Genomic DNA, 13,835 nt, shown 5'->3' with positions numbered 1-13,835 from the left:
ATTAACCAGACTCCTTTCCAAAAAGAGCATGCAGCTGATCTGCGGATTCTGAGAGCGTGACTCTTTCCTCCTGTTTTTGCGCCAGATACTCAATCATTCCGGGATGGTATTTAATCGCTTCATCGATTACCGTTGAGCTGCCCTGTTTATAAGCCCCTATATTGATTAAATCTTCTGATTCTATGTATTGTGAGAGCAGGGCCCTGAAATGTGAAGCTGCTTTCTGATGGTCATCAGGTATGATATCATTCATCACACGACTGACACTTTTTAACACATTAATTGCCGGATACTGCCCTTTCTGTGCCAGTTTCCTGTCCAGTACGATATGGCCGTCGAGTATTCCTCTGGCCGTATCTGATATGGGTTCATCAAGATCATCGCCATCGACCAGAACGGTATAAAAAGCGGTAATGGTTCCCTTCTCGTCGGTTCCTGTCCGCTCCAGCAGTTTAGGCAGCATGGCAAATACAGATGGCGGATAGCCTTTCGTTGTGGGCGGTTCCCCTACTGCAAGTCCGATCTCTCTCTGACTCATGGCAACACGTGTCAGTGAGTCCATCATCAGGAGGACATCTTTGCCCCTTGATCTGAAATACTCGGCAACAGATGTTGCAGTTAAGGCACCCTTTATGCGCATTAATGCCGGCTGATCACTCGTTGCAACAATCACAATCGTATGAGCCATTCCTTCTGCCCCTAAATCTTTTTCAAGAAATTCCCTGACTTCGCGCCCCCGCTCTCCGATCAGGGCGATCACGTTCAAATCCGCAGATGTATTCCGCGCGATCATACCCATCAATGTGCTTTTTCCGACACCGCTTCCTGAAAAAATGCCTACGCGCTGTCCTTTACCTACTGTAAGCAGACCGTTTATGGAACGAATACCCAGTTCAATCGGTTCTTTGATTCTTGGCCGTCTGAGCGGATCCGGTGGCGTCCGGCTGGTAGAGACCAGATCAAAAGGTTCTGTAAACTGTACAGGATCCATCGGCGTTCCCAGACTGTCGCAAACATGCCCGATCAATTGCTTACTGACTTTGATTTCAAGTGGATGCCCTGTGGCCTCAACCAGACAGCCCGGAGAGATATGGGCGACAGTGGAATAGGGCATAAGCAGGATATTTTCCTCATGAAACCCAACAACTTCGGCTGTAATACGCCGGCGGTTTTTTATATGAATCATACATACATCACCGACTGATGCTTCCGGACCCTTTGATTCAATCAGAAGCCCCACAACGCGGGTAATTTTGCCGAAGCGCCGATAACTGTCCATCGCCGAAAGTTCACGGATCAGCCTTTGCGTATTCATTGCCCGTCCTCCTCCATCAGCTCAGATAATTTTTCCCTGATCACCTGCAACTGACTGTCGACACCTGCATCAATTTTTCCAAAAGAGGTTTCAATCGCGCATCCGTTTTCCGGAAGATCGCCATCTGCATAAATGAATACTTCTGCATCCCGGACCATATCATCAAGTATTCTTCTGTGCCTGTTGATCGATTCAAAATGAGCAGGAGATACCATAATTTTTATTGTTTTCTGATCTCTGACCTCTTTCACAGCTTTCGTAACAAGGGAAAACCATTTATCTTCATCAAGGGCTACAGAAGTGCCTATTATTTTTTCAGCTATCGCCATTGAAAGTTTCAGTATCTCCGGTTCCGCTTCTTTCAGATAACGCCGGCCTGACTCATGTGCCTGATCAATAAGTGCATTCGCCTGAGCAATTTTCTCCGCATATATTTTCTGACTTTCACGCATCCCCCGCTTTAAACCTGCATCATAGCCTTCCTTTTCCTTCTGATGATAAGCCGTCTCTCTTTCCTTTGCCGCTTTGGCACTGGCTTTCTCCTGCCAGATTTCAAACTGTTTTTTTCTGTTTTCTGCATCAGCAATCATTTGTTCAGCTCTGCGTTTCGCATCTGCTGTTTTCTCAGCGAGCTGCTTTTCCGGCGATTCAGGATCCGTCTTTTCATAGGTCATATCCCAGAGCGGGTCAATCACCTGATTCACCCGGATCACTTTCTTCTTATTGCCGGACTCAGGTGATTTAATCACATTAGACAATGACATCATCCCCTTTTCCTCTGGCGATGACGATTTCTCCTGCATCCTCCAGTCTTCTGATTGTATTCACAATTCGCGTCTGGGCTTCTTCGACATCATGCAGTCTGACCGGGCCCATATATTCCATTTCTTCTTTAAAGCTTGCAGCCATTCGATCGGACATATTGTGAAAAATCAGGTCTTTCACTTCATCGCTGGCAGTACGCATAGCGAGGATTAAATCCTCATTTTCACTCTCCCTGATGACGCGCTGGATTGCCCGATCATCAAGAATAATAATGTCTTCAAAAACAAACATCCGCTTTTTAATTTCTTCAGCAAGATCAGGATCCAGCTGTTCAAGCTGATCTAAAATATTTTTTTCTGTTGATCTGTCAACGCCGTTAAGTACATTGACGATCGAGGCCACACCGCCGGTCTGAGTGTAATCCTGATTGACTGACGTATTGGATACTTTTTTCTCAAGAATACGCTCAACCAGAGAAATGATCTCCGGTGATGTGCGATCCATCTGTGCTATTCTCATCGCAATATCAGCCTGACTGTCCTCAGGAAGTGCAGAGAGGACAGAAGCCGCCTGATCAGGTTCCAGATAAGACAGGACCAGAGCAATCGTCTGAGGGTGCTCATTCTGAATAAAATTCAAAATTTGCTGAGGATCACTTTTCCTCATAAAGTCGAACGGACGAACCTGCAGCGTTGATGTCAGTCGCTGTATCACTTTATTCGCCTGATCGGTTCCAAGCGCTTTTTCGAGGATCTGTTTGGCATAGCCAATTCCCCCCTGTGAGATGTACTCCTGGGCCCTCGCTGTCTGAAAGAACTCGTCGACGATCTGTTTTCTTTGTTCCGGAGCCACCTTATGCGCATTGGAAATTTCCAGTGTCAGATCTTCGATTTCCTGCTCCGTCAGATGCTTGAAAACATTCGCTGAAACTTCGGTCCCGAGGGCAATCATTAATATTGCTGCCTTATGTCTGCCGGAAAGCTTATTTCTTCGTTCTGCCACTCTGCTTACCCCCTTTCATCGATCATCAGACAGCCAGCTTCTTAATAATTTAACAAACTGTTCCGGGCGTTGCCTTGCCATCTGTTCTAATGCGTTATATTTCTTTTGATCAGGATTTTCCTCGTCTATGGAAGAATCAGATTCCTCAGGCTGATCAGAAGGAATGTTCCGGAGAGCAGCTTCTTCTTGTTCCACTCGCGCCGAAACGCGTTTTCTCCGCCTGATGAGCATCCATACAATCAGGCCGGCTGCGACTGCCAGCACACCGCCCAAGATATACGGCCATAATACAGGTCCGCGAGGTTCCTGAGCGGGTGCCTGTCCATTGAGCTGTCCAACCGATACGTAGGTCTTTTGATTCACAAGATTTGCCGGAATTTCCTGTCCCTGTGCATCTGAAATAGACGTTTGTACAATAGAATTCAAAATCTGTTTCACATCGTTTACGCGCTGCTGAGGTAATGAATTATCATTTTCCGGCTGAGGCGGCTCAATCATGACCTGGATACCCAGATCTATAACCTTATAGGGACTGCTGACAACATCCCGGTGAATTCGGTTGAATTCATTGTTCACCCGGTCTTCTACTCTTTGATAAGTGCCGTTCCCATTATCGCCTGCCTGATAGGTAGGGACATCATTTGTACCGGTACCGGCCTGACCGGCGGCTCCCTGACCGGTATAGGTCTCAGTAATGTGTTCCGTACTCGTCTGAAGGCCTTCCATGGTCTGCCGATCCACCGGTTCAACCAGATCCTGTTTTTCTTTTGTCTGCGTGAAATCGACATCGGCCGTGACGTTCACCAGGACCTTTCCCTGTCCCATCATCATCGTTAGCATCTGACTTACTCTGCGCTGAATATTATTTTGAATGTCCCTTGTAATCTGCTGTTGCTCTTCATATGTAGAAAGAGTCGAATGACCGGCTGAATCAGCATTTTTCTGGTCATAATAGTTATAATACTGGTCCATAATGACGATATTACTGACAGGAAGATGAGGCACACTTTTTGAAACAAGATGGTACAGCCCGTTAACCTGCTCACTGCTCAGCTGATAACCGGGATCTACATTGAGTACAATAGAAGCCGAAGACTGGTTCTCATCTTTATTGTCCGTCAGCCAGACAGAATTCTGAGGCAGTGTAATCATCACCTTCGCCGATTTAACGCCCTTCGTTCCGGAAATCAGATTACCCAGCTCGGTTTGCATGGCAGCTCTCTGAAGTACATCAAATTGTTTATCCGTCATGCCAAAGCCTGCATTCTGACCAAAAAAAGAATAATCAATCTGGCCGGATTTAGGTATGCCCTGAGCGGCAAGTTCAACTTTCAGCTGATCCACCTGATCACGCGGAACGCTGATCGTTGTCCCGCCTTCAGAAAGCTTATAGGGGATGCTCTTGCTGTCAAGCGTATCTTTTATCTGGCCGGCTTCGCTTTCAGACAAATTACTGTAGAGTGGCGTATAATGTTTTACATTTCCTATTAAAAAGGTCAGGATGACCGCTATTAGTACAGCCGACGACAGGCCAATTATCCATATCTTTCTTTTTCTGGACAAGCCGGTCCAGAATTTTTTTATGCGTCCGACTGCAGAATAAAATTTCTCCTTCATCCGTCAAGTCCCCCGTAAAGAGCTGCGTGATCGTCGTTAAATTTGCATTCTCATGATTTCCTGATAGGCGCCGATCACCCGGTCGCGGACCTGAACAGTCGTCCGTAGCAGAATATCTGCTTTCTGCATCGCAATCATTACTGTATGTAAGTCTTCCGTACCCGCACCCCTTGCCAGATCTGTCACCATATGATTTGCTGTCTGCTCGGATTCATTGACTGAATTCAGAGCATCTTTCAGAGAGGAGGCAAATGATTGTTGAAAAGAAGCGGCACTGTTCGGCTTAGAAGCTGCAGCTTTCTCAGCAGAGTTTACCAGATTTACCGGTGTGATTTCCATGATTATCCCTGCCTCCCGATATCCAAAGCTCTGGACAGCATGCTCTTACTTGCATTCATGACCGTTACACCCGCATCATAAGAACGGTTTGCCTCCATCAGATCCACCATTTCTCTCAGAGGATCAACATTGGGCTGTCTGACAAAGCCGTTTGCGTCCGCATCCGGATCAGCCGGATCATACTTCTGGGGAAAAGGTGACGGGTCTTCCGTAACATGAGAAACTTCTACTCCACCGGCAGAAGATCCCAGAGCCTGTCGGAATGCGGATTGAAAAGAAGAATCGATGGTTTTAATATGTACCATTTTACGTCTGTAAGGCTGCCATACTCCGTTAACCAACCGTTCACGTGTCGTATCCGCATTGGCAATATTTGAGGAAACAGTGTCCATACGAAATCGCTGGGCCGTTAACCCGGATGCGGCGACATCCATACTGCTGAACATACCCATTACGCATTGCCTCCCAGTACAATATTGAATTTTTTAAATTGATCAGCCGCTGACTGTGAAAGTGTCTGATAAAGCAGCTGGTTTCTGGCAAGTTCTGACATCTCATGATCGATATCTACATTATTGCCGTTATCCTGTATCGTACCATATGTATCCATTTCTGTATGATATCCCTTCGGATCTGAACCGGAAAAAGATATGTGCCCCGGACGGGTTCGATATGCCTGAAGTTGGTCGCCTAGCAGCGAATCAAACGCCACTTTTTTTGCTTTGTAGCCGGGTGTATCAACATTGGCAATGTTCTGTGCAATGAGATTCTGCTGCGCAAAAGATCTGTTCATGGCCAGCTGAATCGTATTTATCGGGTAATCATTGAACATCATTTCACACGACCTTTCCAAATACCAATATATTCATTTTATCAATTTTCGACTTAATGTCTACAAATATCTGCAATTCTCGACAAAATTTAACTATCCTGGTACCATAGGCGTGAGTCTTTAGTTTCATATTTTGGGGATAATTGAGAAAGTCAATCAATATGTAAACGCTGTATTTATTATTTTCGGATATACTCTGCCTCTGGCTGAATAAGCCAAAAGAAAATTGAGGAGAAAATCCATTTAAAATGTATCATTTCTTATGATCTATTTTATTTTGAATTTTTTTCAACAAAATAATAAAGCTCCGGGTGAAAGAACGATCACCCGGAGCCTGAAGTATATCTGGACTTATTCGCCTTTAATACGATTGAGTTCAACCAAAAACTTATCATTAAGCACTTTGATGTATGTCCCTTTCATTCCCAGTGATCTGGATTCAATAACACCTGCACTTTCCAGTTTCCTGAGCGCGTTAACAATCACAGAACGTGTAATACCTACGCGATCCGCTATTTTGCTTGCAACAAGCAGACCCTCTTTGCCATCAAGTTCTTCAAAAATATGTTCTATCGCTTCCAGTTCACTGTATGAAAGAGAACCGATTGCCATTTGAACGATCGCTTTCTCGCGCGCTTCTTCCTCAACCTCGTCGGTTTTCTCACGAAGAATCTCCATACCGACTACGGTCGCGCCATATTCCGCAAGAATCAGATCTTCATCTGTAAACGTTTCATTCAGTCGGGACAGGATCAGTGTACCTAACCGTTCCCCTCCTCCGACAATTGGAACAACGGTCGTTAAACCATTAACAAACAAATCTTTATTTTCATCCGGAAATATACTGAACTCACTGTTTATATCCAGATTAGGGGAAGTCTGCATCACACTGAACAGATTTCTCGTGTAGGTCTCGGGAAATTGCCTGCTTTCAAACATCTTCCTGATCCGTTCATTCTCAAATTCAAGTTTCAATGATAATCCAAGAATCTTCCCGCGCCTGCTGACAACAAATGTATTGGTCTGAATGACATCCCGCAGGGTCTTTGCCATTTCGTTGAAGTCCACCTGTGTTTTAGTTCCCTGCAACAGGTGATTAATTTTTCTTGTTTTCTCCAATAAGGTCATCATCTATTCCTCCTGAATGTACAGTTAAATTAATTTATAAAATAAATTGACTGAGATCTCTGTTTTTAACAATCTTTGACAGTTTTTCATCCACATACTCCGGCGTAATCATGACTTCTTTGAGTGAAATATCCGGTGCTTCAAAAGATAGATCCTCCAGAAGTTTTTCCAGTATCGTATGTAATCTTCTGGCACCAATATTATCCGTTTCCTGATTGACTGTATATGCAATCCTTGCCAATTTATGGATAGCCTCGCCAGAAAATTGAACAGATATACCTTCTGTCTGAAGCAGTGCCTGATACTGTTTAATCAGGGCATTGTTCGGCTGTACCAGAATCTTCATAAAATCCTCAATAGACAGACTCTTTAACTCAACCCGAATGGGGAACCGTCCCTGAAGTTCAGGGATCAGATCAGAAGGTCTGGACAGGTGAAAAGCTCCGGCGGCAATAAACAGCACATAATCTGTTTTTACAGGTCCATATTTTGTCATCACCGTTGACCCTTCAACGATGGGCAGAATATCTCTTTGTACTCCTTCTCTGGATATTTCTCCGGATTGCCCGTCTTTACCTGTGATCTTATCAATCTCATCGATGAATATGATCCCTGACTGTTCTGCCCGTACGACAGCGTCACTTATCACCTGATCCATATCGATCAGGTTTCTTGCTTCTTCACGTGTCAGCAATTTTCTTGCATCACTGACTTTCACCCTGCGCTTCTTTGTTTTTCCAGGGCTGAGATTCCCCAGAAGATTCTGCAGATTTGACCCAATTTGCTCCATACCGCTGTCCTGAAACAAATGAATCAATTGATTTTTTGTCTGTTCTTCCACTTCGATGGTCACGACATGATCTTCCAGCTCACCAAGTTGCAGCAGTTTTTCCGTTTGCTGGCGCTTACTCCGAATGGAAGAATCCACATCGTCGTCCGTTTTCCGGTCCTGCCCGCGTTCTGGCTGTTCTGGTTCCCGAAAAGTAATTCAAAAGGATTTTTTGCCTGATCCTCTTTTTTATCACCCGGTACAAGCAGGTTAACCAGTTTTTTCTCTGCCAAAACAGCTGCTTTTGATTCTACCTGCTGCATCTGTTCTTCTTTGACCATTCTGACAGATGTCTCAACCAAATCACGGACCATGGATTCAACATCGCGGCCCACATAACCGATTTCTGTAAATTTAGTCGCCTCAAATTTGACAAAGGGAGCATGCACAATCTTTGCCATTCTCCGGGCAATCTCGGTTTTCCCGACGCCAGTCGGCCCAATCAGCAGAATATTTTTCGGAACAATCTCTTCACGAACTTTTTTATCAAGCAGACTCCGTCGATAGCGATTACGCAGAGCAATAGCCACAGATCTTTTGGCCTCTTTCTGACCAATTATGAATCGATCCAATTGTTCAACAATTTGCCTGGGAGTAAGTGAAGCCGCCATTTTTACACCTCACACTGCTCGAATTTATAGGGATCACAGTTCCTCAACAATAATGTGATCATTGGTATAGACGCAGATTCCACTGGCGATATTCAGAGCTCTCACAGCAATGTCCCTTGCGGTCAGTTCAGGCGATCCCCAGCTTTTAAGTGCTCTGCCGGCAGCAAGTGCATAATTTCCGCCTGACCCGATGGCTAGCATCCCGTCATCCGGTTCGATCACTTCTCCTGTTCCTGAGACAAGCAAGAGATTATCCCGGTCCATCACAATCAGCATGGCTTCCAGCTGGCGAAGCATTTTATCTCCCCGCCATTCCTTTGCCAGTTCAACTGCAGAGCGCTGAAGATTGCCGTTATACTCTTCCAGGCGGCCTTCAAATTTTTCAAACAGGGTGAAAGCATCGGCAACCGAACCGGCAAAGCCGGAAATGACCCGGCCATGGAAGAGTCTGCGGACTTTTCGAGCCGACGTCTTCATAATGACCGACTGGCCCAGCGTGACCTGCCCGTCACCTGCCATCGCACTGTGGCCTTTATGTCGAATGGCAAATATCGTGGTAGCGTGGAAGACGCCCATAATCAACCTCCCTCTTCAGCGATGTATCAAGCTCGAAAGCCCTTTCCACAAATGCGTGAAAAAGCCCCGAATTAAGGCTATTTGTGAATCATTGTTTCAAATCTATATATGATAATGATTAACGAGCGTGTCGATCAATCATTTATAATAGGAAGATCTGAACACACGGCTTCCTGCCATTACATGGTAGCACATGTTATCAGAATAAGCAACACAATTTACAGTTTTATAACAAGATTCTGAATTGTATTCAGAGCCCGCGTCGCATAGTCGGCTGCCCGCTCTTTTTTATCCTTTACTCGCTCCTGTAAGGGCGGCAACAGACCAAAGTTGGCATTCATCGGCTGAAAGTGCTTTGGATCAGCCGATGTAATATAATGCGCCATACTGCCGATAATCGACTCCTCAGAAAAGACAAGACATGATTTTTCTGAAAAATAACGTGCAGCATTGATTCCGGCAATCAATCCGGAGGCAGCTGATTCAACATAGCCTTCAACTCCGGTCATTTGTCCGGCAAAGAACAGATTCTCCCTTACTCTGGTCTGATAGGTCGGTCTGAGCAGCTCAGGAGAATTGAGAAAGGTATTTCGGTGCATCACACCATAACGGACAATCTCCGCCCGTTCCAGACCGGGTATCAGACGAAAGACTTCTTTCTGTGCCCCCCATTTCAAATGGGTTTGAAAACCAACCATATTAAAGAGGGTCCCGGCTGAATTATCCTGTCTGAGCTGAACAACGGCGTAGGGCCTTTCTCCCGTTTCCGGATGCTCCAGTCCAACAGGTTTCAGTGGTCCGAACAGTAACGTTTTTGCCCCCTGTCTGGCCATAATTTCAACCGGCATACAGCCGTTAAAATAGTGTTCTTTTTCAAAAGCTTTTACAGGGGCCGTCTCAGCGTGAATCAGTGCATCGTAAAAACGATAAAATTCCTCTTTTGTCATCGGACAATTTAAATACGCTGCTTCGCCCTTATCATAACGCGATTTTAAGTATACACGGCTGCGATCAATACTTTCTGCCGAGATGATCGGCGCTGCGGCATCATAAAAATAAAGATAATCTTCACCGGTCATTTTTTTCAGCGACCGGGATAAACCATCAGATGTGAGCGGCCCTGTCGCGACAACAGTAATCCCATCGGGAAGGGTGGTCACATCTTCATGCACCACGCGGATTAATGGCATATTTTTAAGTGTTTCTGTGACCTTTGCTGAAAAATCATGGCGGTCAACAGCCAGTGCTCCTCCTGCAGGGACACTGGCTGTATCTGCAGCTTTGATGATCAGCGAATCCAGTCTGCGCATTTCTTCCTTTAATATACCCACTGCATTGGTCAGTGAATTGGAGCGCAGAGAATTCGTGCAGACAAGCTCTGCAAACTGATCCGTATGGTGGGCCGGTGTGAATTTCTTCGGTCTCATTTCATAAAGTGTCACCGGAATACCTCGTCTGGCGATTTGCCAGGCGGCTTCACTGCCCGCAAGACCAGCACCGATCACGGTAACCGACCTTTCCGTCATCTGTTTTCCCTCACTTTCCTTTGCTCCATCCTGTCACCCCGTAGCTCTAATACCGTTTATTGCGTTTCTTCCTGATAATCACATTTTGGACATTGCACTCTTTTACTGTTTTTTGATTTTTTTTCAATCAGGTACGATCCGCATTTCGGACAGTTTCTCTGAATCGGCTTATCCCATGATACAAAATCGCATGCCGGATAACGGTCGCACCCATAGAAAATTCTCCTTTTTTTACTTCTGCGCTCGACGACTTCACCTTTGCCGCATTTCGGGCAGGTAACCCCTGTCTTTTTTAATATCGGCTTCGTGTTCCGGCAGGCCGGGAAGTTGGAACAGGCCAGAAACTTTCCGAAACGACCCATTTTATAGACCATTTCATGTCCGCATTTTTCGCACATAATGCCGGAAGGTTCATCTTTGATTGTGACCGACTGCATTTCTTTTTCAGCGGTAGACAGTCTTTTTGAAAATTCCTGATAAAAACTGTCGACGGTTGCAATCCAGTTTTTTTTGCCTTCTTCGACCTCGTCCAGACTGGTCTCCATCTGAGCAGTAAAATCAATATTAATGACTTCAGGAAAAAATTCAACAATCAGTTTCAGAACGATCAGGCCAAGTTCTGTCGGGACAAAGCGTTTGGCCTCCATCGTCACATAGTTACGTCTCTGAATCGTGTCAATCGTTGGTGCATAGGTTGACGGTCTGCCAATCCCGATTTCTTCCATCTTGCGTACAAGTGAGGCTTCAGAATAGCGCGGAGGCGGCTGAGTAAAATGCTGTTTTGGCTCATTATTTTCTTTAACAACCGTCATCCCATCTTTGAGTTCCGGCAGAAAGCGATTGGATTTTGATTCTTTTTCATTTTTTTTCTTATCGTCACTGCTCTCAATATATACTTTCATAAACCCCTGGAACTTCACTTTTGACCCTGTGGCGCGATAGGTTACACCATTCTGCTCCAGATCGGCCCGTACCGTATCCAGGACAGCAGGTGCCATCTGACTGGCCACAAAGCGTTCCCAGATCAGCTTATATAATCTGAACTGATCACGGCTCAAAAATTCCTTCATTTCACCCGGCTGCCTGAGTACCGACGTAGGCCGGACGCCCTCGTGAGCATCCTGAACATTCTCGGACTTCTTTCTTCTGGCATGTAAATTACTGATATACTTTTCACCATAATGCTGCACTATGAATTCTTTGGCCTCTGATTTCGCGACATCAGAGATGCGGGTTGAGTCTGTTCTCATATACGTAATCAGTCCGACGTTCCCCTGTCTTCCAAGGGCAATACCTTCATAGAGCTGCTGAGCGATCATCATCGTTTTTCGGGCACGGAAGTTCAATTTCCGTGCCGCTTCCTGCTGAAGAGAGGACGTCGTGAAAGGCGCAATTGGAAATCTGAGTCGTTCCTTTTTTTGAACATTCGTGACTGAAAACTGATCATTTTTCAGTTTTGAAAGGACTTCTTCCACGTCCTCTTTTTTCTTTAAAGCGTGTTTGTGACCATCAAGGCCAAAGAAATCAGCGGTGAACGTTTCTTCACCTGTTCGAAACCGCCCAGTGATCGACCAGTATTCTTCAGGAACAAAAGCTTTAATTTCTTTTTCACGTTCCACAATCATTCGCAGCGCAACCGACTGAACACGACCGGCACTCAGACCTTTCTTCACCTTTTTCCAGAGAAGCGGACTGATATTGTACCCCACCAGCCTGTCTAATACGCGACGTGCCTGCTGCGCGTCGACCAGATTCATATTAATTTTTCTTGGCTGCTTAAAGGCTTTTTTAATCGCCGGTTTTGTAATTTCATTAAATACGACCCTGCAGTCCGACCGATCATCAATGTCAAGACTGTGCGCAAGATGCCAGGCAATAGCTTCACCTTCTCGATCGGGGTCCGCTGCAAGATATACTTTTTTTGCTTTCCGGGCTGCACTTTTAAGATCTTTCAGCACAGGACCCTTACCGCGTATGGTAATGTATCTCGGTTTATAATGATCGGTCACGTCAATACCCATCTGGCTTTTCGGCAAATCACGGACATGCCCCATGGATGCTTTCACCTGATATTTTGATCCAAGATAGCGTTTAATGGTTTTTGCTTTAGCGGGAGATTCTACAATAACTAAGTAATCACTCATGTTGTTTCTCCCCCTTTCTGATAATATTCAAATCTTCACTTATATTAATTATTGATGTAAGCTTTGTCAAACTTGAAGCAAAAGATTCCATTCAAAAAAAATATTTTTCAATTGTAAAATACGGTTGTAAAATACGGTATTTCAGGTCTTACAATTCCTGTTTGCCGGTACCGGAAAGATTTTGCAGTTCTTCAAGAATATCTTCTGTTTCTGTCACCAGCTTTGCCCCCTGCTGAATCAATCTGTGTGTCCCCTTACTGTTATCATTTAAGATGGACCCTGGAACAGCAAAGACTTCCCGCCCCTGTTCCAGAGCCTGATCTGCCGTAATTAATGAGCCACTCTTTTCCCGGGCTTCGATAACAAGTGTACCCTGAGACATGCCGCTGATGATACGGTTTCTTTCGGGGAACCTCCATCGTGCCGGTGGTGAAAACGGGGGATATTCGCTAAGGACCAGTTGTTTGGAACAAAGGCCTGCAAACAACGGCATATGCTGTCTCGGATAGGGACAGCATATGCCGGATCCCAGTACCGCAATCGTTTTTCCGTTCATTGCCAGACGATGCGCTATCCCGTCTACACCCAGAGCCATACCACTGACGATGGTCCATCCACGATCAATGAGCGGATGAAGCAGACACTTCATGACCGGAACCACCTCATGTGAAGGATGTCGCGTCCCGACTACACTGAGCATATGCTGCTCCTGTAACAGATCCACCCTGCCTTTTGCATAGATGAGAAATGGCGGGTCATATATCTTCTTCAACAGACGCGGATACATCGGACTGTGCACTGGAATGACAGATATCCCGCGATCCAGGTAGATACGTGCCGTTTTATCAGGTTGAAACAGGTGAAAATCTTTTAGAAATAATTCGGCATACTGGCCGGTCATATGAAAAGTTTCGGTCAGATCTTTCACTGTACAGCAATCGAGAAACTGCAGGGTCGGATCTATTTTTAAAAAGGCACGAATTGTTTTTCTTCCCAGGCCCCGGCAATGGTCAATATGAATAAGCTTTAATGTCAGTAGATCCATGTAGGTCACCTTTTTCTAATCAATTAGGGAAAGTGAAAGAATGGTACGGATGGATGGGGCTTGCTGGATATGATGGGGGAAAGACAAACAACGGGTAAATGAGATA

General features: G+C 45.3%; 12 protein-coding genes and 1 pseudogene. All 13 read right to left on the bottom strand.

Annotated features, from left to right (window positions below):
• Window position 1: 1 nt before the first annotated feature.
• Window positions 2-1,315, bottom strand: a complete 1,314-nt coding sequence (gene fliI, locus ABNN70_RS10065) for a flagellar protein export ATPase FliI (RefSeq protein WP_129929232.1) — start codon at window positions 1,313-1,315, stop codon at window positions 2-4.
• Window positions 1,312-2,064, bottom strand: coding sequence for a flagellar assembly protein FliH (fliH, locus tag ABNN70_RS10060; RefSeq protein WP_240697289.1), 753 nt, complete (start codon window positions 2,062-2,064; stop codon window positions 1,312-1,314). Before fliH ends, fliI begins: the two co-directional genes overlap by 4 nt.
• Window position 2,065: 1 nt before the next feature.
• On the bottom strand, window positions 2,066-3,082 hold the full coding sequence (gene fliG, locus ABNN70_RS10055) for a flagellar motor switch protein FliG (RefSeq protein ID WP_129929230.1): 1,017 nt from the start codon (window positions 3,080-3,082) through the stop codon (window positions 2,066-2,068).
• 15 nt (window positions 3,083-3,097) lie between these two features.
• Window positions 3,098-4,699, bottom strand: a complete 1,602-nt coding sequence (fliF, locus tag ABNN70_RS10050) for a flagellar basal-body MS-ring/collar protein FliF (protein ID WP_129929229.1) — start codon at window positions 4,697-4,699, stop codon at window positions 3,098-3,100.
• A 36-nt stretch (window positions 4,700-4,735) separates the two neighbouring features.
• A complete protein-coding gene (gene fliE, locus ABNN70_RS10045; RefSeq protein WP_353947710.1) occupies window positions 4,736-5,038 on the bottom strand; it encodes a flagellar hook-basal body complex protein FliE in 303 nt (100 codons plus the stop codon).
• A 2-nt stretch (window positions 5,039-5,040) separates the two neighbouring features.
• Window positions 5,041-5,490, bottom strand: a complete 450-nt coding sequence (flgC, locus tag ABNN70_RS10040; RefSeq protein ID WP_129929227.1) for a flagellar basal body rod protein FlgC — start codon at window positions 5,488-5,490, stop codon at window positions 5,041-5,043.
• The gene (gene flgB / locus ABNN70_RS10035; RefSeq protein ID WP_240697277.1) at window positions 5,490-5,873 is read right to left on the bottom strand and encodes a flagellar basal body rod protein FlgB; all 384 of its coding nucleotides are present in this window, start codon (window positions 5,871-5,873) and stop codon (window positions 5,490-5,492) included. The genes flgC and flgB overlap by 1 nt, the downstream gene beginning before the upstream one ends.
• 348 nt (window positions 5,874-6,221) lie before the next feature.
• A complete protein-coding gene (gene codY, locus ABNN70_RS10030; RefSeq protein ID WP_129929226.1) occupies window positions 6,222-6,998 on the bottom strand; it encodes a GTP-sensing pleiotropic transcriptional regulator CodY in 777 nt (258 codons plus the stop codon).
• A gap of 34 nt (window positions 6,999-7,032) precedes the next feature.
• Window positions 7,033-8,438: pseudogene (gene hslU / locus ABNN70_RS10025) on the bottom strand (ATP-dependent protease ATPase subunit HslU).
• Between the two features lie 33 nt (window positions 8,439-8,471).
• Window positions 8,472-9,014, bottom strand: coding sequence for an ATP-dependent protease subunit HslV (hslV, locus tag ABNN70_RS10020; RefSeq protein ID WP_129929224.1), 543 nt, complete (start codon window positions 9,012-9,014; stop codon window positions 8,472-8,474).
• Window positions 9,015-9,232: 218 nt separating this feature from the next.
• A complete protein-coding gene (gene trmFO, locus ABNN70_RS10015) occupies window positions 9,233-10,540 on the bottom strand; it encodes an FADH(2)-oxidizing methylenetetrahydrofolate--tRNA-(uracil(54)-C(5))-methyltransferase TrmFO (protein ID WP_353947709.1) in 1,308 nt (435 codons plus the stop codon).
• A gap of 56 nt (window positions 10,541-10,596) precedes the next feature.
• Window positions 10,597-12,684: a type I DNA topoisomerase gene (topA, locus tag ABNN70_RS10010; RefSeq protein WP_353947708.1), complete on the bottom strand. Its 2,088-nt coding sequence runs from the start codon at window positions 12,682-12,684 to the stop codon at window positions 10,597-10,599.
• Between the two features lie 148 nt (window positions 12,685-12,832).
• Complete coding sequence (gene dprA, locus ABNN70_RS10005; protein WP_353947707.1) at window positions 12,833-13,729, bottom strand: DNA-processing protein DprA; 897 nt, start codon at window positions 13,727-13,729, stop codon at window positions 12,833-12,835.
• Between the last annotated feature and the right edge of the window lie 106 nt (window positions 13,730-13,835).

Source organism: Sporolactobacillus sp. Y61, from assembly GCF_040529185.1.
Classification (GTDB): domain Bacteria; phylum Bacillota; class Bacilli; order Bacillales; family Sporolactobacillaceae; genus Sporolactobacillus.
This window is presented reverse-complemented; position numbering and strand designations above follow the sequence as displayed.

Bases quoted from the DNA above. Each gene is read 5' to 3' on its own strand.
- topA (WP_353947708.1), bottom strand. From the start codon at position 12,684: ATGAGTGATTACTTAGTTATTGTAGAATCTCCCGCTAAAGCAAAAACC.
- flgC (WP_129929227.1), bottom strand. From the start codon at position 5,490: ATGGGTATGTTCAGCAGTATGGATGTCGCCGCATCCGGGTTAACGGCC.
- fliF (WP_129929229.1), bottom strand. From the start codon at position 4,699: ATGAAGGAGAAATTTTATTCTGCAGTCGGACGCATAAAAAAATTCTGG.
- codY (WP_129929226.1), bottom strand. From the start codon at position 6,998: ATGACCTTATTGGAGAAAACAAGAAAAATTAATCACCTGTTGCAGGGA.
- dprA (WP_353947707.1), bottom strand. From the start codon at position 13,729: ATGGATCTACTGACATTAAAGCTTATTCATATTGACCATTGCCGGGGC.
- trmFO (WP_353947709.1), bottom strand. From the start codon at position 10,540: ATGACGGAAAGGTCGGTTACCGTGATCGGTGCTGGTCTTGCGGGCAGT.
- fliE (WP_353947710.1), bottom strand. From the start codon at position 5,038: ATGGAAATCACACCGGTAAATCTGGTAAACTCTGCTGAGAAAGCTGCA.
- fliI (WP_129929232.1), bottom strand. From the start codon at position 1,315: ATGAATACGCAAAGGCTGATCCGTGAACTTTCGGCGATGGACAGTTAT.
- hslV (WP_129929224.1), bottom strand. From the start codon at position 9,014: ATGGGCGTCTTCCACGCTACCACGATATTTGCCATTCGACATAAAGGC.
- flgB (WP_240697277.1), bottom strand. From the start codon at position 5,873: ATGATGTTCAATGATTACCCGATAAATACGATTCAGCTGGCCATGAAC.